Below are 22,268 nucleotides of genomic sequence, written 5' to 3' on the forward strand. Positions count from 1 at the left end.
CTGCGGCCGAGCGGCACGGGCCAGGCCCTCGGGGTGCCGTCAGCAGGCGGCTGACCAGCATTCGTCCACAGGGGATCGACGAACGCGGCTGGGGCGACGGCGCACCGCCCATGCCAGCACCGCGGTCCCACCAGGCGCTGTCAACGGTTACGCCGACCACCAGTTGCACCCCGCACCTCCGGGTGAGCCCTGCGGACCAGACCAGCGGACCATCGCCAGCATGTTATCGATAACATGCTATGTCTCCGGATGGAACCGTGGGCACCCCCGTCCCGCCGAGGCCGCGAGCGCGCCCGTCTCCGGTCAGGGACCCGGCCACGCGAGCCAGTCACTCGGCGGGTCGGTGACCGCTCGGCGATTCAGGCCGCGAGCCGGGCGGTGAGTCCGCGCGGCGAGGGCTTCCGGGCCGACAGGCCGCGAGCCCTCGCCGGGTCACGACGCGGCCAGCCGGTACGCCCGGCGGGCCGTCTGTCGCCAGATCGCCGCACGCTCGTCGTCACAAAGCGGGTCCAACAGGTCGGTGAGGGCCTCGACCCAGCGGGCGTACGACGTGGCGAGCAGGCACACCGGCCAGTCCGAGCCGAACATCAGCCGGTCCGGGCCGAACACCTCGAGCGCGTGCTCGACGGCGGGCCGCAGGTCCGCAGTCGTCCAGGACGGGCCATCCACCTCGGTCACCAGGCCGGAGAGCTTCGCCGTCGTGTTGGGCTCGGCGGCGAGCGCCCGCAGATCGCGGGGCCAGTCGCCGAGGCCGACGTGCCCGAGCGAGGGCTTGCCGAGATGGTCCAGGACGAACCGCATCTGCGGCAGGTCGCGGACGAGCCGGGTCGTCGCCGGCAGCTGGTGGTGGCGCACCAGCAGGTCGAAGGCGAGACCAGCGGCGCCCACCGTGGCGATGCCTCGCCGAACGTCCGGGCGGTCGAGGTACGCCGGGTCGGGTTCGGACTGGACGAGGTGGCGGATCCCGACCAGGCGTTCTCCGCCCCGTGCCGCCCGGAGTCGGTCGAGGCGATCGCCGACGTCGGCGGCGGTGAGGTCGACCCACCCGACGACGCCGGCGATGAGGGGGTCGTCGGCGGCGATGCCCAGCAGCTCAGGCGTCTCCGTCCGGGCGGCGACGGACTGAACGACGACGGTCTGGGTGACTCCGGCGGCCCGGGCCACCGGGGCGAGATCGACCGGGGTGAAGTCGTCGTCGATCGCGGCCATGGTGTGCGGGTCGATCCAGGGCTGCGGATGCCGTGCCCGGACCCAGAGGTGATGATGCGCGTCGACGATGCCTGGTCGCTGCGCGGCCACGTCGGTCGTCATCGGACACGCCCTGGCGCGTTCACGTACCCCCACACCCCGCTCAGTCATCGGTCGAACGTCCGGGTCGGCCCGGCGTCTCGGACCCGATCCAGCAGTTTGACCATGTTAGCGGTAACAGGCTGCCCGCGGGTCGCACGACGTGTGGACGTGCGGTGCGGACCGCCCCCGGAGGTCGGAGCAGCCGGCTGCGTGGGAGCGGGGCTCCGGTCGGCCCCCGACGTCGGCGTCGGACGCGCCAGCCGGCAACGATGCGAGTTTTGGTATGACGAATCCGCCGGTGGCGACCAGCGTCACCGAAGCGTCGACGAGCTGACGTGTCTGGGCTCCCGGCCCGGGTTGACCGTCTGCGGCGGCACCGATACCGTCGACCCACTATCTGCGGCGACGCGAGGGAAGCCGGTGTGAATCCGGCGCGGTCGCGCCACTGTGAGCGGTTGCCAGCTTTCGCTGGGATCCGCGAGCCAGGACGCTCGGTCGTCCGCAGCCTTGCGATGGGGACGCGTCATCCCCGGAGAGGTTCGTGTATTCATGTCTAGTTCCACGTCCAGCCAGCCGTTGGTCCACCCCGCTGGCACCGCTCGTCTCCTGTGGACGGCCCTGGCGACCGTCGTCGTGCTCACCCTGCTGGCCTACCTCGTCGCCTTCGACCAGGGGGCGGTCTCGCGCAGCGGGACGTACCTGCACGAGCTGATGCACGACGGCCGGCACCTGCTGGGTGTTCCGTGCCACTGAACGCCACCACCGCTCCCCCGTTCCTCACCGTCCTCGTCCGCGGGCTGCTCGCCGGCCTGATCGCCGGCCTGCTGGCGGGGGCGTTCGCCTACGTCGCCGGTGAACCACACGTCGAGGCGGCCATCGCCATCGAGGAGGCCGCGGCGCACGCCGAGCCCGCAGCCGGTGGGCACCAGCACGAGGACGGCCCGGTCACCCGCAGTGGGCAACGCGGCGGCCTGTTCCTGGCCACCGGCCTGTTCGGCGCCGCGATGGGTGGTCTGCTGGCCACGGCGTACGTCCTGCTGTCGCGCCGTCGGCGGACCTACGACGACGGACGTTCGGGCCTGCTGCTGGCCGGCGCGGCGCTGCTCGGCGCGGTGATCGTGCCGTTCCTCAAGTACCCGGCGAACCCGCCGGCGGTCGGCGACCCGGCCACCATCAACCAGCGGACCGGCACCTACCTGCTGATGGTGGTGCTCGGTCTGGTGGCCGTCTGGGCCGGCTCGCTGGGCTACCGGTCGGTCGGTGCCCAGGCACCGTGGTGGCTGCGCGTCACCGCGGCCGTCGGCGGATTCCTGCTCGTCACGACGGTGTCGTACGTGGTGTTGCCGTCCTTCCAGGAGGTCCCGGACGACTTCCCCGCGACCCTTCTGTGGAACTTCCGGCTGGCCTCCCTCGGCACCCAGGTGGTGCTCTGGACCGGGATCGGCCTGCTGTTCGCGGCCCTGATGCACCACGACCGGCGCCGCCGGGTCGCCGCCGCCCTTCCCAGCACGTGACCGCCACCAGCCTCCGGCTGGTCGCCCACGGTCACACCGCCGCCCTGCGCCGGGCCCGGTTCGGCGGGCTTGCCGACAGCTTGGACGAGGGCGGCCTGCGTGCCGCCCTCGCGCAGGCCCGCGCCGGGTCGGACCGGCGCGGGCACCTGGGCGTCCACGACGCCTGTCTGTCCAGTCCAGCGGCAGCGGCCAGGCAGACCGCCGAGGCCTTCGGCCTGACGCCCACCATCGAAGCGGCGTTGGCCGACTGCGACTACGACTCCTGGACCGGACGGTCATTCGAGGAGATCGCCGCCCAGCAGCCGCAGGCGCTGCACGAGTGGCTGTCCGCACCGAACTCCGTGCCGCACGGCGGCGAATCCGTCACGGCGGTGCGGGACCGGGTCGGTCGCTGGCTGGACGGGCAGCGCGGACGCGGCCAGCGGATCATCGCGATCACCCACCCGCTGGTGATCCGGGTCGCGGTGGTCCACGCCCTCGACCTGCCGATGGCGGCGTACCGGCAGGTGGACGTGGAGCCGTTGGCGATCGTCCGGCTCACCAGCCAGGGCGCGCGGTGGCAGCTACGACTGAGCGCGCCACGGGCGGGTTGAGAGCACGACCCGTTCGGACCACGAGTCTGCTGTCACCCCCGCAACGCAGTCGTGGGCGGGCCGTGATCACGGCCCGCCCACGATCTCTCTGCTACGCCCCGGCTTTTAGCCGGTGACGGTGAACGGCCGGGACACCTTCGTCTCTGACGTGGCACCGGTCAGCGTGACGCTGGTCGCGCCCGCCTTCGCCGCACCCGGGACACTGACCGTCGCACCGGAGATGACACCGTCGCCATTCGCGCGCACGGTGCTGACCGCGAGGCCGTCCCCGAAGGTGATCGTGACCACCTCGTTCGGCACGAACCCGGAACCGTCGAGGGTGATCGACGTACCGCGCGGGCCCGACGTGGTCAGCACCGCCACTCGCGGCTGGTAGGTCGGCGCCTCCGCCTGCCCGGTCACCTGGACGGTGGCCGTGGCCGGCGTACGAGAGGACGCGCCCGTCGCGGTGACGGCGTACCGGCCGGGCTGCGCGTCACCGGAGGTCGGGACCGAGGCTCGTACCGTTCCGGTCGCGGAGGCCGCGACCTTCGTGGTCCGGCCCGGGTCGGTGCCGACGCTGACGGTCACCTGCTCGCCGGCGGCGAACCCGCTGCCGTCGACGGTGATCGCGCCGCCAGTGGTGACGGTGCCGGCCGCCGACAGCGCGATCGCCGGCTGTGATCCGCCACGTGCCACGGTCACCGTGAAGGCCTCGGTGCTGCTCGACAGCTTGTCCCACGCGGTGACGTGCACCGTGTAGGTGCCCTCCCTCGTGTAGGTGTGCTGCCCGCTCATGGCGCCGGACGAACCGATCGTGACGTCCTCCGGAGCCGTACCGTCACCCCACTGGACGCGGGCGCGGTAGCCCGTCGTGCCGGGGTCGCCGGCGGTCACCGAGCCGAGGTTCGCCGCGAGGGCCTGCCCGGCGGTCGCCGTCTGGTCCTTCGGGGCGACGGTCGCGAGCGCGGGGGCCGGCGTGCCGTCGTTGGCGACGGCGAACACGTGGATCCGGCCCACCGAGCGGGGGTCACCGGTCTGCGTCGGCAGGGTCACCGACACCAGCGTCTTACCCGCCGGGATCTGGTACGGCGCGGTGGCGAACAGGAACGGCTGGGCGCCGTCCCGGCTCGTGCCCTGCAACCGGTACGCCGTCCTGGTGACGACGACGTTGCCGAAGGACGGTGTGCCGTTGGCGTTGCCGCCCAGCGTCCAGTCACTCATCTGGATCGGGATGCTGGCCGTGCTGCCGTCGCTGAACGTCGCCGTGCCGGTGGTGCTCTGGTTGCCCTGCGTTCCGGCGCCGATGAACGAGATGCTCTTGGCGTCGTCCGGAAGGTCGAGAACGACCGTCGCACCGTTACCGGTGGCGTTGTCCGGCTGCCCGGCCGGGATCACCGGAAGCGTGAACTGCAGCGCCGTTCCCGGAACCTGCTGCCGCTGACCCTGGATCGCGCCGCCCGCCGCCAGGGCGGCCCGCGAGTACGCCCACGACTTGGCGTCGCAGTCGGCCGCGAGGACCCCTTCGTCACCGACGCAGACGGTGTCGAACGCGGTGGTGAGCCCGGAACTCGGGGCGTACGCCACCTCGACGCCGACCGTCGCGGAGCTCTGGCTTTCGCCGTCGGTCACCGTGACGTTCGCCTGGTGGTAGCCCGGCGTGGCGTAGGTGTGCGATCCGCCGATGCGGTAGACGGCCCGCGAGCTCAGCGTCACGGTGCCCTCGGTGACCGGCGTGCCGTCACCCCAGTCGATCGTGGCCTGGTAACCGGTGGCGGTGCCGCCGGTGACGGTGGCCAGCGGCACCGAGACGGGTACGCCGGACGTCGCGTGCACGCTGCCCGCGGCGGTCACCGTGATGTCGCCGCCTCCCAGCTCGATGTCACCCCCGGCGAGCAACTCGATCTCGGCGAGGTTGGTCTGCGCGGCGCCGACGGTCCTGGTCACCGCGAGGCGGAACTGCGCGAACCGTCCCGGCTTGTCGATCGTGAACGGGCGGGTCTGGTTGCGCCACGGGAACACCTGGCCCGTGCGGGAGTCCACGGTGGTCCAGGTGATGCCGTCGTTGGAGCCCTGCAGCCGCCAGTCCGCCGGATCACCCGCACCCGCGCCGGACGTGACGGTGTAGGACGTCGGCTTCTGCTTCCCACCACGGAAGGCCCAGTTGATCTGCGGGGTCGCCGAGGTGAAGGTCAGCTGCGTGGTCGACGAGTCGTCGAAGAGCTTCGACGCGTCCTGACCGCCGGTCGCGGTCGCGGTGCCGAGACCGGGGCCGGTGGTGTCCTGCAACGGCTTCGGCGCCTCGTCACCCTTGGTCAGCGACGGCGGAGCGTCGTTCTTGCCGCTGCCCCAGGAGGACGGGTTGGGGCCCATCTGGAAGTCGATGGTGCCGCCCTTGGCGAGCGCGGTCACATCCAGGGACAGACTGCGCTGCTTCTTGCCGTTGACCTTCACGTCCTGCACGTAGACGTTCCGGTTGCTGTTGCTCGGCGCGTTGACGACGATGTCGCCGCTGCTGCGGTGCACGGTCATCCTGGTGAACTGCGGCGAGCCGATGGTCCACTCGGACGACCCGGCCTGCAGCGGGTAGATGCCCAGCGAGCTGAGGATGTACCACGACGACATCTCGCCGTTGTCCTCGTCGCCCAGGTAGCCCTGGCCGATCTCGCTGCCGACGTAGAGACGCCGCAGGATCTCCCGTACCGCCGCCTGGGTCTTCGCCGGTGCGCCGGCGAAGTTGTACATGTACGGGATGTGGTGCGACGGCTGGTTGCTCATGCCGAGCTGACCCATCCGTACCGCGCGCGCCTCGATCATCTCGTGGATGACGCCGCCGTACCCACCGGGACGGTCGGCGTTCTCCGGGGTGGAGAAGAACGTGTCGAGCTTGTCCCGCAGCGCCTTCTGCCCGCCGTGCAGGTTGGCAAGGCCCTGGCCGTCCTGCTGCGCGGTGAACGCGAAGTTCCACCCGTTGGTCTCGGTGTAGACGCCACCCCAGTCCAGCGGGTCACCGGCGAGGAAGTTGCCGGAGGCGTCGCGGCCCTGGAAGAGCTTCGTCTTCGGGTCGAAGAGGTGGACGTAGTTGCGGGCGCGCTCCAGGAAGTACCGCGACTCCTCCTTGAGCCGGGCACGCTCCGACTTCGGCGTGGCCGGGTCCTTGGCGAGAGCCGCACCCATGTTGCCGATGCCGTAGTCGTTGATGAAGCCCTCCAGCGCCCACGACACCGACTCCCCGGTAGAGGTCGGGGTGTAGCCGAGGAACAGCGAGGTTTCGATGCCCTTGCGTCCGACGGCGCTACGCCCGGACGCGACGGTCGCGTCCTTCACGGCCGCGTCGTACGCCGCGAGCGGGTCGGGCAGCTTGACCCCGGTGAGGTACGCCTGGGCCAGGGCCACGTTCGCGCTGGTGCCGGTCATCAGGTCGGCGTAGCCGGGGGACGACCAGCGGGCGATCCAGCCGCCGTCGCGGTAGTGCTGGACGAACCCGTCGGAGATCTTGGCGGCGATGTCCGGGTACAGCAGCGCGTAGGCGGGCCACACGGTGCGGTAGGTGTCCCAGAAGCCGTTGTTGACGTAGATCTGCCCGTCGACGATCTTCGCGCCGGTCCGGGTCGGGGTGGACGCGCCGGTCGGCGCCGAGACCGGGCTCGCGTACTGCCAGCGCGGTGCGGCGGCGGTGCCGGTGTTCTCCGACTGCGAGTTCGGGTAGAGGTTCAGCCGGTACAGGTTCGAGTACATCGACACCAGCTGTGCCTCGGTGGCGCCGCGCACCTCGACCCGGCCGAGCCGGTCCTTCCACGCGGCCGTCGCGGCGGCGTGGATCTGGTCGAAGCTCTTGCCGGTGACCTCCAGATCGAGGTTCCGGCGCGCCTGGTCGACGGAGAGGAACGACGTCGCGAGGCGCATCGTCACCTCCCGGCTCGCGGAGACGTCGAAGGTGGCGGACGTCGCGGCGGACGCCGTCGGGGCCCGGTCGAAGGCGCCGGACACGAACATTCGGCTACGACCGGCCGACAGGCCGCTGCCGTTGTCGACCCAGCCGGTGAAGGTGCCGTCCGCGCCGATGGTGAACGTGCCGTTGTGGAAGACGAGGCTTCCGGTCGCCTGCCCGGACGGGAAGGTGAACCGCATGATTCCGGCGTGGTCGGTGGGCGACATCTCCGCGACCAGGCCGTTCTGCAGCGTGACCCGGTAGAGATCCGGCTGTGCCGTCTCGTCGTCATGGCTGAAGGCGAGCGCACGGCTGGCGGGCTGACCGGTGAGGGACCCACCGCCGACCACCGGCATGACCGACATCTGGTTGCGGTCACCCATCCACGGGCTGGGCTCGTGGGAGATCGCGAGGCCCTGCAGCATGGGCAGGTTGGCCGCGTTGTTGATCCGGTGGTACTCGTACTCCCACGAGTCGGAGGCCGCGTCGGTCACCGGGGTGAAGAAGTTGAAGCCGTTCGGCACCGCGGTGATCGGCAGGTTGTTGCCGCGCGAGAAACCGCCCGTCGAGTTGGTGCCGCGCCGGGTGTCGACGTAGTTGGTCAACGTCGAGCCGTCGATCGAGGCCGGGGAGGCCGTTAGCTCGATGTCGTCGAGCCAACCCTGGAACCGGGTCTCCTCGGTGGCCTGCGGGTTGTCGTAGGAGAGCAGGACGCGGTCGATGGTCTTGCCGCGCGCCACCGCGCCGAGGTCGGCCTGCACCAGGTTCCACTGGTCGGCGTAGAGCACCTTCGACGCGCCCTGGCCCGTACCGGTGAGCGGGTAGCCGTGCTGGTCGACGGGTGATCGCCCACTCAGGTAACTGCCGTCGGTGAAGTGCAGGTCGACGGCGGCGTAGGTGGACGGGTATCGGGCGTCCCCGCCGGTGTACTCCGGGAAGATCTTGTACGACAGTCGGGTCTTCGGCCCGACCGGGACGTTGACGTCGAAGAGCTTGTTGGTCGCGTACGAGCGGCCGTTGCCCTCGGCGCCGCCTGAGTACCGCAGCGCGGCCAGTCCGGTGAACCCGGCGTCCGGCTTCGTGGTGTAGCCGCCGTTCGGACCGGCGGTGGCTTCGCTGACCATGGGCGTGGCCGGCGGACGGACGTTCGAGCCGTCGCTGATGTTCCAGTCGGCGAGCTGCAGGAGCGAGTCACCGGAGTTCGCGGTGACGTTCAGCCGGTAGTAGCCGTAGGCGCTCGTGTTGGTGAAGCTGTACTTGTTGGTGGCGAACCGGCCGCTGAACTTCTCGCCGGTGCGCTTGTCCAGGTCGGTCCACGTGCTGCCGTCGTTCGACCCCTGCACCACGAAGTCCTTGGGGTCCCGGCTCGCTGCGTCGTTGGCCGAGGTCAGCGAGTAGCGCGCGACCGTCACGGGCTTCGCGAACTGGTAGGTCACCCAGCCGGTCGACTGGAACACGAGCCACTTGGTCGACGGGTCGTCGTCCTTGAGGTTCGCGGCGATCTCCCGCGGCTGGTACTCGTCGCTCGCAGTCACCGCGCTGACCTGCGCGAGCAGGCTGCCGGGCAGGGTGGTGACCTTTCCGCTCAGGTTCGCCTGGACCGGCTGTCCGTTCGAGCCGACCTCGACGGTGCTCGTGGCAGGCTGCGGGTCGGCGGATTCGAACGAGGAGCTGAAGTCGCCGGGCTGCGCCGCGGCGGAGGCCGCGTTGGCCAGGGGCGCGGCGACGAGCAGCCCCAGCGGCAGCAGGACCGCTGTTGTCACGGCGACCAGGCGGGGGCTGAGGGAACGTACAGGGGGGGTGTGCGACATAAGGGACAGGGCCTTTCGACTCGAACCAGGTCGAGTACGTCGAACGTCTGGACAGAGTGGACCGCTGAACCCGCTGGTCTCGGCCATACGCTCTCCTTCGGAGTTGGCCTGACATCGTTGTCATGGGACTCGGACCGATGGAGGCAGGAGCAGTGGACTGCCGCTGATAGTTCCGGGCGGACCACAACCATGTCAACGGGTTGATCGAAGCGAAACACGAGCCGGCGCCGACCGCCCCGCCGGTCAGCACCCGGGGCACCGGACACCGGGCACTGACGCTCACCCTCGGCAGTTACGAGGGGTTACCGGATCATGCCGCGTACCGGATGCCTCACGGCATGATCGAGCGGCCCGCCCCCGGCGGCGCCCATGCCTTCGAGCGCAAGGTCAGGGCCCCGCGGAGCACTTCATTTCGTTCCGGGGGTCTTCCGGAAATTGTTGACGCTTCGGAAATCTCGCTGCAATACTCCGATCCATCGAGGTCAATGCAATCGACGTCGTGACGGTCTCGGGTTGACCTCCCCACTCACCCACGCCTGTTCGGACGGTGCTGCCCACGTATCGGGGCGCGTCCGGGTCTACGAGAAGAGGCACCAGATGAGCAAGGTCTCCCCCGGCACGGCCCTACGGTCGAGGCGGTTGCGCGCCGCCCTCGCCGTCCTCTCCACCACCGTTGGGATGTGCGGCGTCGTCCTCGCCGCCACCTCGACCCCGTCGACCGCCGCCACCTGCAACGGCTACGTCGGGCTCACCTTCGACGACGGCCCGACCGGCAGCACCAGCGCGCTGCTGAACGTGCTGCGCGCCAACGGCGCGCGGGCCACCATGTTCAACGTCGGGCAGAACGTCCAGAACAACCGGTCGGCGGCACAGGTACAGGTCGCCGCCGGCATGTGGGTGGGCAACCACAGCTGGAACCACGCCCACATGACCTCGATGACCCAGGCTCAGATGCAGTCCGACCTCTCCCAGACCAGCTCGGCGATCCAGTCGGCCACCGGCATCCGGCCGCAACTGTTCCGCCCGCCGTACGGGGAGACCAACTCCACCCTCCAGTCCGTCGCCTCATCTCTCGGTATGCGCCAGGTGATCTGGGACGTGGACTCACAGGACTGGAACGGCGCCAGCGCCAGCCAGATCGTGGCCAACGCGAGCCGCCTCCAAGCCGGCCAGGTCATCCTCATGCACGACGGGATCCAGAACACCCGCGACGCGATCCCCCAGATCATCGCCAACCTCACCAGCCGCAACCTGTGCCCCGGCATGATCTCGCCGTCCACCGGCCGCGCGGTCGCGCCCGACGGCACGAGCCCGCCGCCCGGTGGTGGCACCCCGCTCCCCACCGGCGGCATCTGCACCGCGACGGCGACCACCACCAACGTCTGGAGCGACCGGTACAACACGTCGGTGACGGTCAGCGGCGCCAGCACGTGGACCGTGGTCGTGGCCATCACGGCACCGCAGCGGGTCTCCACCATCTGGAACGGCAGCGCCACCTGGGACAGCAGCGGCACCGTCATGACCATGCGGTCCAACGGCAGCGGCAACACCTTCGGCTTCACCACGATGACGAACGGCAACAGCAGCGCCCGTCCACAGATCCGCTCCTGCACCACAGGCTGACAGGTCTGACCGATTCGGTGCCGACGGGTGCCCGGCATCCCGGTTCGCCGGGCGCCCGCTCGCACACCCGGGTTCCTGTCGTACACCTCGGCTGCCACTAGCCTGCGGTGATGCGACACACCCTCACACCAGGGGATGACACCCTGCACGGCCACTTCTCCCCCGACTTCCCACCGGTGCTCACCATCGACCCCGGCGACACCGTCACCTACCGCACCCTGGACTGCTGGTGGTCGGCGGGCCCGTATCCGGGCGGACACAACCGGGACCGGCCCCGGGCTCCGCAGCACCAACCCGACCACGGGCACGCCCTGATCGGCCCGGTCGCGGTCCGCGGTGCTCGCGCCGGCCAAACCCTCGTGGTACGCATCGACGCGGTCGTCCCGGCCACCTGGGGAACCACCGTGGCCGGCGGCTGGCCGAGCGGGTTCAACCAGCGCTACGGCGTGGCGGAGCAGCCGGTGGTGCACGCCTGGACCCTGGACCCGGTGACGATGACCGGCCGCAACCAGCACGGCCACACGGTCGCGCTGCGGCCCTTCATGGGAGTTCTCGGCATGCCGCCGGCCGCACCCGGGCTGCACTCGACGATCCCGCCGCGCCCCTGGGGCGGCAATCTGGACTGCCGGGACCTCACCGCCGGCAGCACCCTGATGCTGCCGATCCCGGTGGACACCGCACTGTTCTCCGTGGGAGACGGGCACGCCGCACAGGGCGACGGCGAGATCGGCGGCACCGCGATCGAGTGCCCGATGGACGAGGTGACGCTGACCTTCGACGTCCGCGACGACTTCCCGGTCACCGGCCCGGTCGCCCGCACCCCGGACGAGTGGCTGACCCTTGGTGTCGGCGCGTCCCTCGACGACGCCACGTTCATGGCCCTGGACTCGATGCTGACCCTGATGCAGCGGATACACGGCCTCAGCCGTCCGGACGCGGTGGCGCTGGCCAGCGTCGCGGTCGACGTACGGGTGACGCAGATCGTCAACCAGACCGTCGGCGCACACGCGGTGCTCCGCGACGGCGCGCTGGGCTGGCCACAGCGGTGAGCCGACTGTCGGTCTTCTTCCAGTCCGCAATCACTCTCGCGTTACGCGATCTAATCTGACTCCTCGGCTTCACCTATCCAGCCCGGGGGACAGAGTGCCGGTAAAGATCGAGTCACGAGAAGACGCCGGCGCCGGGCTGGAGCGCGTGGGTTACCTGCAGCAGCAGGTGGACGCCGGACAGCTCGACCCGGCCGCAGCCGGACCAGAAATCGTCGAGACCCTGAACGCCATCATCAGCTTCTTCGTCCTCATCGGAGCGACAGGGAACCTCTACTCGGCGATTGTCGAACCGCTGATGCAGTGGAACGTCTACTCTGTGTCACTGAAGTTCCTCGAAGGGCCCGAAACGTCCGAGACGAGAAGCGCCCGGCAGCTGTTCGAGCTGATATCCGCGTTCTGTCACAGGTGGGAGATTCTCAAGACGGAATAGCGGTCGCCCCGCACCTCACCGCTCGGCGACAACCGCCCGGGTCAGATCGACCACCTCGTCGACCCGATAATGCGGCAACAGCGCCGACTGCTCGTCGAGGAGCGTCCGCAGCAGAGGCACCTCCGACAGGGGCCATTTGCAGCCCATCAACAGATCATGGTCACCTGGATGGCGATCCAGGTGGTTCGTGACGTCGATGAACCCGCCCAGGTAGATGTGATCCTTGATGTACCCGCCGGGCGCGGACGTGTCGAGAAGCCCTCGCTTCACCCGGACCGCGAGATCGAACGCCTCGGTGGCGGTCGTGTGTGGCAGGACCGCGTCGAACACGGCGCGAAAACCAGCCCGCAGCGCCGTGTCGCAGGCGATGACGCGTAGCGCGTACCGTCGCATGACATCGGGATCGACCATGTCCGCCTGCTGCTCGTGCCAGACCGCCAGCCCCTCCTCGGTCCCCAGGTAGCCGGGGATCCCGTGCGCCAGGAGGTGCAGTGGCTGTCGCAGCCCGTTGGCCGTACGCAGCACGTGCGTGCCGATCTCGTGCACGATCAGCCGTCGCACGGTCGCGCCGGTGAAGGTGGCGCCCCGCTTGACGCGTACCTCACGCCGCCGGCCGACCACACTCATCCGCGCTGCCATGTGTTCGCTGTGCCCGATCGTCCAGTCGTCCAGGCCCAGCTCAGCCAGGACCCGGCCCATTGCCACAACCACCCGGTCGGAGCTCCACGTCGCCTCGACACCGGCTGTCGGCGGCTGCTCGCCCAGGCGCCGGTACGCACCCACCACCGCAGCGGCGGCGACATCGCCGAACTGGCTCTGCGAATAGCTCGTCATCGCCTCCGGGTCGCGGGACCGCAGTGCCGCGAGACCTGCCCGCGCGTACCTCAACTCACGGTCAAGGGCCTCCCGCCACGGCCCGGCGCCCGTCGGCACGTCCCGCACCGCATCGAGGGCGACCGCGTGCTCGCCGGGTATCGGCGGATACTCGAAACGCGGGTCCACGGCACGACCCGCGTCGTGCGCGTCGAGGAAATCCGTCCGCACCTGCGTCAGGTTGGTGGGGGTGATGTAGTGGGCGTAGGAAATGTTGTGGACGGCGCCCAGAACCACCCGGGTGGCGCGGTTGACGGCATCCAGGTCGACGCCCATTCTGTGACCCCTTCGCGGATGACGGCTGCATGAGATGCTCTCACAGAACCGTCGGCTCGACACTCACCGCCGACGTTCGGCGCCGCCAATGGGACAATCGGCCACCGGCGCGGCATCGATGGCTCATTGTCCCCTGATACCGCCCTCGCGAGAATCCATGGAATGGATCTGCTACAGCCACGTTCCACAAGCGACGGCCCCGACGCAGACCTCCGCCCGGTCGAGCGACTGATACGCGACGTCTGCACCAGCCGCACCCCGGCCGACGCCACGCCGATTTCCGACAAGACGGTGCGGGCCGACTTCCTGGAGCGACTCGTCACCGGCCGAATCGAGGGTCTGGCCGGCGACATCCGCACGATTCACATCATCGGAGCGACCATCGAGGGTGAACTCGTTCTGGCCGGCCTCGACATCGGCTACCCACTGACTTTCGAGTCGTGCGTCTTCCTCCGGGCTCCTCGACTCGACGACGCCAATCTGCTGAGCCTGTCACTGACGAAGGGCACGGCGATCCCCGGGCTCCTCGCCACCGGATTACGGGTGCGGGGCTCCGTGAGCATGGTTCAGGTCACCAGCACCGACACCATCGACCTGCGCTACGCGCAGATCGACGGTGTGCTCCACTTCCGGCAGTCCACGCTGCTCGGCTCCACGGTCGCGGTCCTCGCCAGCCAGATGACCGTCCGGAGCAACGTCTCCTTCTCGAAGTCGGTCGTCACCGGCCAGATACGGATGATCGGCGCCCAGATCGGCGGAGCGGCGATCTTCCGCGGTGCCGATCTGCGCAGCCCGGATGACGTGTGCCTCCAGGCTGAGCGCACGGAGATCGACGAGGGGATCTGGTTCGACGCGGACGCCAACCGGCGCGCGGCCACGGTCGAGGGCAGGATCGTTCTCGACAACGCGAAGGTTGGTGGCTCGGTCCTGTTGAGCGGCGTCGCCCTGACCGACCCCCACCGCGGTTCGCCACGCAAACGCCTGGCGAATCGACCGACGAGTCTGCAGGCGTACGGGCTGAGGGTGACCCGCGACATCCGATGTGACCAGGGGTTCCGGTCGGACGGGGCGATCGGCCTGTGTTTCGCCAGAGTCGAGGGAACGATTTCCTTCGACACGGCGAAGATGACGACCGGCACGGAGGACCCACCCACCGACCCGAGTCTCATTGACCTGTCCGGGGCGTCCGCCGGCACGGTCGAACTTGACTTCGCACAACCCCCGGCGACGCTCGACCTGACCAACGTGTCCGTCCTCGTGGTCGTGGACAACCCCATTACGTGGCCCGGTGCGATCGTGCTCGACGGGTTCTCGTACGACCGGCTGAGCTCACCCCAACCGGTCTCCGTGCACCAGCGGATCACGTGGCTCACCCGGGGTGACACCAACTACCGCCCGCAGCCGTACGAGCAGCTGATCGCCGCGTACCGGCGGGCCGGCCAGGAGCACGAGGCACGCATCGTCGGCTACCGGAAACAACACGCCCGCGCAAAGGAGGTCAGGGGCGTCTCGCGACTGTGGTCGGGCATCCTGTGGGCCACCGTCGGCTACGGATACCGCACCTGGCTCGCCTCGGTCTGGCTGATCGGGCTGACCCTCGTGGGATGGTCCGTCTTCACGCCGATCCGCGAGAGCGCCATCGCCGCCGTGGAGAAGCCGCCGCGATTCCACTCACTCGTCTACTCGGTGGACCTCCTGATCCCGGTGGTCAGCCTCGGGCAGGACACGACCTGGCGCTTCGACAGCGGGGCCCGATGGGTGGCCTGGGGCCTGATCCTCTCGGGATGGGTGTTGACCACCGCCGTCGCGACCGCGATCGCGCGCGTCCTGCGCCAGGGCTGACTGGAGCGCGCCGATTGTGTCGGGGGCCGCCGTTAGCGTGTCGTCACTGCCGCCGCACCGGCCATGTCGGGCCGGTCGCTGACCCCTCGGAGGCCCCTCATGTCCCAGGAGACGACCTACCTCGAACTGTCCGAAGTGGACGGTGCACACAAGTTCTACGAGGTCATCGTCGACAACGCCACGCTGACCGTGCGCTACGGCCGGATCGGCGACCAGGGGCAGGTCAAGGCAAGTGCCTTTCCGGACAACGCCCGGGCCCGGGCCGCCGCGGCGAAGAAGATCGGGGAGAAGGTCCGCAAGGGCTACTCTCCGGCAATCCCCGGCGTCCGTCAGAAACGCACTGTCTCCCGGCGGCAGATCGTCAGCACCCGCTCCACCGCCCGCACCGCACCGGTGCTCTGGCGCTACGACTCCGGCGCCCCCGCCTTCGGCATCTTCGTCGACGGGCAGCACTGCATGGTCGGCAACGAACACGGGGTGATCACGACTCTCGACCACGACGCCCAGGTGCGCGGCCAGGTCCGCCTTCCCGACGGGGTGAAGTGCATCGTCGCCGACGACGCCTGGATCTACGCCGGTTGCGACGACGGCAACGTCTACGACCTCTCCGGCAAGGTGCCCCGGGTGGCCTACGCGATCGCCCCGGAAATCGACATCTACTGGCTGGACATCCACGACGGTGTCCTGGGCGTCTCGGACGCCGACGGCGGGATCACCGCCGTCGACCACGAGGACGAGTTCCTCTGGCGTAGGCCCGGGCGGGGGCGCTCGGCCTGGATGGTGCGGTGCGACCCCGACGCCATCTACCACGGCCATTCGCAGGGGGTGACCGGCTACGAATGGCGTACCGGCCGCGAACTGTGGCACACCATGACCGGCTCGGTGCTCTTCGGCTGGCAGGAGCACGGCAGTGTGTTCGCCGGCACCGGCACCCGCGAAGTCGTGCGACTGTCCAAGACCGGTCGGCTCGAACGCAGCTACCAGTGCGACGCGGCGGTGTTCTCCTGCGCCACCGCCCAGGGCGGCGAGTATGTCTTCGCCGGTGACAGCCAGTCCTCGATCTACTGCTTCGACGCGGCGGGCACCCGGCTGTGGAAGCTCGGCACCGGCTGCGGCTCGGCCTACTCCATGCAGTACCACGACGACCGGCTCTACGTCGTCACCACCGGCGGCCACCTGGCCTGCATCGACGCGAGCGAGCCGGCGATCCGCGCGGCCCAGGTCGGCGACGTCCCCGAGGTGCGCGACGTCAAGGCCCCTCGCCAGGCACCGGGGCCCGTGGAGCCGACGATCGTCGAGGTGACCAACACGTCGGACGGGGGCGTGGTGGTGCAGTGCCTGGACGACCGGGGACGGCTGCGGGTTCAGGTGCTGTCCGACGGCTACCGGCGCGACTGGTCGGTGCAGTTTCCCAAGGGGATCCGCGAGCCGGGCGCCCGCTACCTGGTGACCGAGGTCCGCGAGTCCAGCCGTGGCGGGTTCTACCGGGCGTTCGGCGACATCCGGCGCCTGCGCTGAGTGACGATCACGGCCCGGCCCGGTAACCAGAGCGGCGCTCACGGGCCGGTCTGCACAACCAGATCTCCGGCAAGCGACGGCGTCGACCGCTGACCCACCCGCGCGTCGGCCGATCTGGGTAGCCTGAGGCCATGATCTTCATTACCGCCAAGTTCCGGGTTCTGCCCGAGCACGCCGACCGGTGGCCGCAGATCGCCGGTGAGTTCACCGAGGCGACCCGGGCCGAGCCGGGCTGCCTGTGGTTCGACTGGTCCCGCAGCCTGGACGACCCGACCGAGTACGTGCTGGTCGAGGCGTTCCGCGACGACCAGGCCGGTGCGGCCCACGTGCAGTCCGCCCACTTCCGCACGGCCCAGCAGACCCTGCCGGCGCACCTGGCCGAGACGCCGCGCATCGTGAACGCCACCGTGCCGCAGGAGGACTGGTCGCTGCTCGGCGAGATGGCCGTCCCGGAAAGCCGCTGACCGACGCCGGCGCGCGTCGTCGACCCGCCGGCACCTACCTACCGACTCGCCGTCAGCGCAGCCGTCGGGCGGTGAACCGGGCCGGCGGGTCGGCGATCACGTCCTGAGCAGCGATCAACTGGATCTCCCGGGTGCCCGCGGCGAGGGTCGCCTCGAGGACGGCGAAGACGGAGGCGATGGTGCGTTCCAGCGCGGTCGCCGGTGAGCCGGTCGTCCACAGATGCGCGAGGTACAGCGCCGCCGTGACGTCACCCCCGCCGTTCGGGTTGATCGGCAGCAGCGGCGTGGTCACCGCCCAGGCGCCCTCGTCCGAGACGGCCACCACCTCCAGCGAGCCCGGCGGCACGTCGCCGTGGAGCACGCTGGTGACCAGGACGTGGCGTGGGCCGGTCGCGCGCACGGCGTCGACCGCGTCGAGCACCTCGGTCAGCGAGTTCGTCCTACGGCCGGCGAGGAAGTCGAGCTCGAACTGGTTCGGCGTGATGATGTCCGCACGCGGCACGACGGTGTCCCGCAGGTACTCCGGGATGCCCGGACGGACGAACATCCCGCGCCCGATGTCGCCCATCACCGGGTCGCAGCAGTACACCGCGTCCGGGTTGGCCGCCTTGACCTTCTCCACGGCCGCCAGGATCACCGCGCCCATCGCCGGGTCGCCCTGGTAACCGGACAGCACCGCGTCGGCGCTGCCGAGGACCCCGCGGTCCTCGATGCCCTCGATCACCTCGGCCACGTCCGCCGCCGGCAGCATCGGCCCACGCCATGCCCCGTACCCGGTGTGGTTGGAGAAGTGCACGGTCAGGACCGGCCAGACCTCGTGCCCGAGCCGCTGCAGGGGAAAGGCCGCCGCCGAGTTGCCGACGTGACCGTAGGCAACCGACGACTGGATGGACAGGATCTTCACCGGCTCATCATGGCCGTTGCGGCAGGCGCCGCACGCGCGGCCCGCCGTTTCTGTCGGGTGGCCCACTCGGCACTCACCCGTCGGTGACGGCACGCGCGGGCGGCCCGGACATCGTCGTCCGGGCCGCCCGTTCGGTCGTACGGTCAGCCGCCGAGGCTCGCCGCCGCCGAGGCGATCGACGAGGCGAAGTAGCTCACCTGGGTGTAGACGCCCGGGAAGTTGGGCCGGGCGCATCCGTTGCCCCAGCTCACGATGCCGACCTGGATCCAGGCGTTGGCGGCGTCGCGGCGGAACATCGGGCCGCCCGAGTCACCCTGGCAGGTGTCCACGCCGCCGCTGGCGTAACCGGCGCAGATCTCCTCAGCGGGGATGAGGTCGCCGCCGTAGTTGGCGTTGCAGGTGGCGTCGCTGACGAACGGGACGGTCGCCTTGAGCAGGTACCGCTGCTGGGGACCCCCCTCACGGGCGGCACCCCAGCCGGCGACGGTGAAGGTGCCGCTGTCGTAGGCGGTCGTGGTGGCGATCGGCAGTGTGCTCAGCCCGGTGACGGGGGTGGCCAGCCGGATCAGCGCCCAGTCCCGGCCGGCGCCGTTGTAGCCGGGAGCCCGGTAGACGTAGTTGGACCGGACGGTGATCCGGCTCGCCGACTGGAGGTCGACCACTCCGAGCGTCGCGGTGATGCTGGTGTTGGTGCCGGTCGAGCCCACGCAGTGCGCCGCGGTGAGCACCAGCCGGGGGCTGTACAGCGCCCCGCCGCAGCCCATCGAGAGTCGCACCATGAACGGGAACTCGCCCTGGGCGGCGCGGGTGCCGCCGACGACGTTCGGCGTCACGGGGTTGTCGGCCGCGGCGGCCGGCGCGGCGAGAGTGAGGCTGGCCGCGGTCACCGCGGCCAACGCGGTGGCCACCAGGCCAGAGAGGGTACGCCAGCGAACCATGCAGTCCTCCGCATCGGGATGGCACGCCTCGTGAGCGCACCTTATTCGAGATAGCGGTCATCATATTGAGATCAATGGATTTTGCACGACATACTCTCTTGGTCGTACCACCGGCGCTATGGATGCCGACCAGTACGACGCCGCCCTGGTCGTGCCCACGCCAGCGACACCATGGAGCACGGTCGACACGCCGACGGTCGAGGGCGACCGGTGGTCACCCGCCCGGCATGCCGGTGCCCTCTCGCCGGGTGAGCCGGAACGGCGTCTGTGCGGCCAGCGGCGCCCGCGACTCCCGCGACCTCAGTGCGGGCGACGAGGCGGCTGCGGCCTCACCTGCCGTCCCGGAGGTCGTTTCCCGACCATGAGGGAAACGCGGCCACCCCATGCGGCCACCGTCCATCGCGGTCGGTTGCCCGACCCGACCAGACCCCCGATTGCCGCCCTATCGCCAACATCGGGACGCCCAGATGTCGGGACACCGTGATGTCGACTAAGAGCTCCTAACGAAATGATGTTGGGCGTAACCCTGGGACGTGAGGGTCGTTCTGTCTGAACGTGAGGAGGGGTGAGCAGTTGCCGTGGATCGTCTCGGACGACCTGTGGGCCGAGATCGAACCGCTGCTGCCACCTCGACCACCGCGCCGCCAACGGTTTCCTGGCCGTAAGCCGCTGGATGATCGCAAGGTGTTGTGCGGGATTCTGTTCGTGCTCTACACCGCGATCCCGTGGGGGTACCTTCCCCAAGAACTCGGGTTCGGGTCGGGGATGACCTGTTGGCGCCGGTTGCGGGACTGGAACGACGCCGGCGTGTGGCAACGCCTGCACGAGGCACTGCTCGGCAAGCTGCGGGCCGCCGGGCAGTTGGACATGTCGCGGGCGGTGATCGACGGCTCTCACGTTCGGGCGCTCAAAGGCGGCCCAAAACCGGTCCGAGCCCGGTCGACCGCCGCAAGCCAGGCTCGAAACACCACGTCATCACCGACGCGGGCGGCATCCCTCTCGCCACGGCGCTGACCGGCGGCAACCGCCACGACGTCACCCAACTCATGCCCCTGGTCGACAAGATCCCACCGATCAAAGGCACCCGCGGCCGACCCAGACAGCGACCAAAGCACATCTACGCCGACCGCGGCTACGACTACGACTGCTACCGCCGCGACCTACGCGACAGGGGCATCACCCCGGTCATCGCCCGACGCGGCACCGACCACGGCTCCGGACTCGGCACCCGACGCTGGGAAGACCATCGCCCTACTGCACTGGTTCCGCCGCCTACGCATCCGCTGGGAGATCCGCGACGACATCCACGAAGCCTTCCTCACCCTCGCCTGCGCCATCATCTGCTGGCGCCGACTCCAACACTCAAAGAGTTAGGAGTTGTAAGGCGTGTTTCCTAATCAGGTGACTTCGGCCGTGGAAACGGGGGCCGAGATAGCCGTCTCTTCTGGGCCCAGGGCGGAGTGCTTCTCCATGATCAACGTGCGGGAGTGTGGGTCCCGTCCTGGAGGCGTCGGCGGGTGAGCGCAAGGATGTCGATCAATTAGCCGGGGTCGCCGATGATGTCGTGGCCGCGGAGAAGGGCATCGACCTCGTAGTAGCCGTTCGGACGATGCTGCGCCGCTGGCGACATCCACGGAGCCCTCGACCGTGCTCTTCGAAGACGTCCTCGCCTTCGAGGAGTCGTTTCGGCGCTGCACGGCGAGCGCAAGGAGGACGCCGCGCTGCCGGTGAGCTGGCGGCGATGGACTCCTGTGATTCAGCGCGCGCGGCGGTAGTGCATGGCCACCACGCCGTTGCGGAGCGGCTCCGCCGAGAGCAGCTCGAGCTGGCGCGTGCCGGGCAGCCCGCCCTGGTAGAGCGTCGGGCCGTGGCCGGCGATCCTGGGATGGACGAGCAGCTTGTACTCGTCGATCAGGTCCAGCCGGTCGAGCTCGGTCGCGAGCTTGCCGCTTCCGAGGAGGACTCCAGCCGGGGTCGCGTCCTTTAGCTTCTGCACGCCCTCGCGTAGATCGCCGGCGATGTGGTGGCTGTTGGTCCACGGGAAGTTCTTGCGCGTCGACGACACCACGTACTTGGGTTTGGCCTCCAGCTTGACCGCCCACTCGCGCATGGCCGGCGGAGCCTCGTCGTCGCCGCGGGCGACGGCCGGCCAGTAGCTCTCCAGCATCTCGTAGGTGACGCGACCCCACAGCATTGCCCCACACTCGTCCATGAGACGGGTGAAGAAGGCGTGCGTCTCGTCGTCGGCGATCCCCTCCTGATGGTCGACGCAACCGTCCAGGGTGAGGTTGAGGCTGAAGGTGAGGACTCCCATGGCCGGCGAGTCTAACGTCACTACGGCGTCGCGGCCCAGGCTGGCGTCGCGTCGGCGAGCTCGAGGTACACGCGCCCCGGGTCCCAGATTCGCGCCCAATGAAACCCGCCGGAAGATGCCGGGACCCAGACTCCCGCCCAGTCGGGACCGCTTCTCGCGCTCAGAACCAACCAGGCTCATGGCCACTCGCCGATGACGGCGATGGTGAGGGTTGCTTGGTAGCGGACGCCAACGTGTCGGCCGCCCTTCGGCCCTTTGGCCTTGCGGTGAGCGTCCTGGTCGCTTTTGCTCGGGATGCAGGGCTTGATCTGGCGTCGGCGCAGGTAGGCGCGGTTGGCCTTCGAGGTGTACGCCTTGTCGGCCAGGACACGGTCCGGGCGAGTACGCGGCCGGCCGCCGCCGGGGCGGATCACCCGGATCTGCTCCAACACCGGCACGAACTGAGGGCTGTCGCCGCGTTGCCCGGCGGTGCGCTGCCGGTTTCGCGCCGCGCGCATCAGGAGGCGTTCCCTGCGGTTGAACCCGTTCGTCGGGGTCTATCTCACCGATCCGGCCACGATGTGGCGACGTATTCTCGTCGATCCCGACGGGGTGCAGTACGCCGACGATCTGGGCCTGTGGTTGATCAGCAGGCACACACACGTCCGGCGCGCCCTCGCCGACGCCGCGACGTTCGCCAACGCCCTCACCCTCGCTCCGGTCTACGAGGTGTGTCCGCAGGCAATGAACGTGATCATGCAGATCGACGTGCCTCTCCCACCACAGCACGCCCCCCGACTGAGCGGGACAGCTCCACGGCGGCGTCGACCGCACCGGCCGGGCTCCTCGCGAGGGAGCCCGGCCGGCCTGCGCCGAACCGGGTCGGTAACCGGGAGCAGCGGGGCCGTCCCGTTGACCTCAACACGACTTGAGGTCCTAG

At 69.7% G+C, this 22,268-nt stretch carries 15 protein-coding genes, 2 pseudogenes and 1 riboswitch; of the genes and pseudogenes, 10 read left to right on the forward strand and 7 right to left on the reverse strand.

What is annotated here, in order from left to right; translation table 11 throughout:
* Positions 1-432: 432 nt before the first annotated feature.
* Positions 433-1,311 (reverse strand): amidohydrolase family protein, encoded by an 879-nt coding sequence (locus ACQEUX_RS10360; protein WP_433044767.1) that lies wholly within the window; start codon positions 1,309-1,311, stop codon positions 433-435.
* Between the two features lie 348 nt (positions 1,312-1,659).
* A riboswitch (cobalamin riboswitch) is annotated at positions 1,660-1,804 on the forward strand.
* 35 nt (positions 1,805-1,839) lie between these two features.
* On the opposite strand from ACQEUX_RS10360, the gene ACQEUX_RS10365 reads away from it, so the two are divergent.
* The 3 genes from ACQEUX_RS10365 to ACQEUX_RS10375 are packed head-to-tail and all read left to right on the forward strand — an operon-like array spanning position 1,840 to position 3,397.
* Complete coding sequence (locus ACQEUX_RS10365; RefSeq protein WP_433044776.1) at positions 1,840-2,043, forward strand: CbtB domain-containing protein; 204 nt, start codon at positions 1,840-1,842, stop codon at positions 2,041-2,043.
* Positions 2,034-2,804: a CbtA family protein gene (locus ACQEUX_RS10370; protein WP_433044779.1), complete on the forward strand. Its 771-nt coding sequence runs from the start codon at positions 2,034-2,036 to the stop codon at positions 2,802-2,804. Before ACQEUX_RS10365 ends, ACQEUX_RS10370 begins: the two co-directional genes overlap by 10 nt.
* Positions 2,801-3,397: a histidine phosphatase family protein gene (locus ACQEUX_RS10375; protein ID WP_433044782.1), complete on the forward strand. Its 597-nt coding sequence runs from the start codon at positions 2,801-2,803 to the stop codon at positions 3,395-3,397. Before ACQEUX_RS10370 ends, ACQEUX_RS10375 begins: the two co-directional genes overlap by 4 nt.
* A 105-nt stretch (positions 3,398-3,502) precedes the next feature.
* Here ACQEUX_RS10375 and ACQEUX_RS10380 read toward each other — a convergent pair whose 3' ends face one another.
* The gene (locus ACQEUX_RS10380; RefSeq protein WP_433044785.1) at positions 3,503-9,118 is read right to left on the reverse strand and encodes a GH92 family glycosyl hydrolase; all 5,616 of its coding nucleotides are present in this window, start codon (positions 9,116-9,118) and stop codon (positions 3,503-3,505) included.
* Between the two features lie 597 nt (positions 9,119-9,715).
* Between ACQEUX_RS10380 and ACQEUX_RS10385 the strand changes: the two genes are divergently transcribed.
* From ACQEUX_RS10385 to ACQEUX_RS10395, 3 genes are all read left to right on the forward strand, one after another.
* The gene (locus ACQEUX_RS10385) at positions 9,716-10,741 is read left to right on the forward strand and encodes a polysaccharide deacetylase family protein (RefSeq protein WP_433044788.1); all 1,026 of its coding nucleotides are present in this window, start codon (positions 9,716-9,718) and stop codon (positions 10,739-10,741) included.
* A gap of 110 nt (positions 10,742-10,851) precedes the next feature.
* Positions 10,852-11,790, forward strand: a complete 939-nt coding sequence (locus ACQEUX_RS10390; RefSeq protein WP_433044791.1) for an acetamidase/formamidase family protein — start codon at positions 10,852-10,854, stop codon at positions 11,788-11,790.
* A 94-nt stretch (positions 11,791-11,884) separates the two neighbouring features.
* On the forward strand, positions 11,885-12,220 hold the full coding sequence (locus tag ACQEUX_RS10395; RefSeq protein ID WP_433044794.1) for a hypothetical protein: 336 nt from the start codon (positions 11,885-11,887) through the stop codon (positions 12,218-12,220).
* A gap of 15 nt (positions 12,221-12,235) precedes the next feature.
* Here the strand turns inward: ACQEUX_RS10395 and ACQEUX_RS10400 are convergent, their stop codons facing one another.
* A complete protein-coding gene (locus ACQEUX_RS10400) occupies positions 12,236-13,369 on the reverse strand; it encodes a tyrosine/phenylalanine carboxypeptidase domain-containing protein (RefSeq protein ID WP_433044797.1) in 1,134 nt (377 codons plus the stop codon).
* 162 nt (positions 13,370-13,531) lie between these two features.
* Here ACQEUX_RS10400 and ACQEUX_RS10405 point away from each other — a divergent pair, with 162 nt between their 5' ends.
* The 3 genes from ACQEUX_RS10405 to ACQEUX_RS10415 all read left to right on the forward strand — a co-directional run bounded on the left by ACQEUX_RS10405 (position 13,532) and on the right by ACQEUX_RS10415 (position 17,193).
* Complete coding sequence (locus ACQEUX_RS10405; RefSeq protein WP_433044800.1) at positions 13,532-15,211, forward strand: hypothetical protein; 1,680 nt, start codon at positions 13,532-13,534, stop codon at positions 15,209-15,211.
* A 99-nt stretch (positions 15,212-15,310) separates the two neighbouring features.
* Positions 15,311-16,729 (forward strand): WGR domain-containing protein, encoded by a 1,419-nt coding sequence (locus tag ACQEUX_RS10410; protein WP_433044803.1) that lies wholly within the window; start codon positions 15,311-15,313, stop codon positions 16,727-16,729.
* Positions 16,730-16,860: 131 nt separating this feature from the next.
* Positions 16,861-17,193, forward strand: coding sequence for a putative quinol monooxygenase (locus ACQEUX_RS10415; protein WP_433044806.1), 333 nt, complete (start codon positions 16,861-16,863; stop codon positions 17,191-17,193).
* A gap of 52 nt (positions 17,194-17,245) precedes the next feature.
* On the opposite strand, the gene pdxY is transcribed toward ACQEUX_RS10415, so the two are convergent.
* Together pdxY and ACQEUX_RS10425 are read right to left on the reverse strand one after the other, a co-directional pair.
* Positions 17,246-18,097, reverse strand: coding sequence for a pyridoxal kinase PdxY (gene pdxY / locus ACQEUX_RS10420; protein ID WP_433044809.1), 852 nt, complete (start codon positions 18,095-18,097; stop codon positions 17,246-17,248).
* Positions 18,098-18,240: 143 nt separating this feature from the next.
* On the reverse strand, positions 18,241-19,035 hold the full coding sequence (locus ACQEUX_RS10425) for a S1 family peptidase (protein WP_433044812.1): 795 nt from the start codon (positions 19,033-19,035) through the stop codon (positions 18,241-18,243).
* A 573-nt stretch (positions 19,036-19,608) separates the two neighbouring features.
* Here ACQEUX_RS10425 and ACQEUX_RS10430 point away from each other — a divergent pair.
* A pseudogene (locus ACQEUX_RS10430) lies at positions 19,609-20,409 on the forward strand (IS5 family transposase).
* 382 nt (positions 20,410-20,791) lie between these two features.
* On the opposite strand, the gene ACQEUX_RS10435 reads toward ACQEUX_RS10430, so the two are convergent.
* Both ACQEUX_RS10435 and ACQEUX_RS10440 read right to left on the reverse strand, forming a co-directional pair.
* Positions 20,792-21,349, reverse strand: a complete 558-nt coding sequence (locus ACQEUX_RS10435) for a dihydrofolate reductase family protein (RefSeq protein WP_433044815.1) — start codon at positions 21,347-21,349, stop codon at positions 20,792-20,794.
* A 176-nt stretch (positions 21,350-21,525) separates the two neighbouring features.
* A pseudogene (locus tag ACQEUX_RS10440) lies at positions 21,526-21,819 on the reverse strand (transposase); the annotation flags it as partial.
* Between the last annotated feature and the right edge of the window lie 449 nt (positions 21,820-22,268).

This window comes from Micromonospora sp. CA-259024 (assembly GCF_050936255.1).
Taxonomy (GTDB): Bacteria; Actinomycetota; Actinomycetes; order Mycobacteriales; family Micromonosporaceae; genus Micromonospora.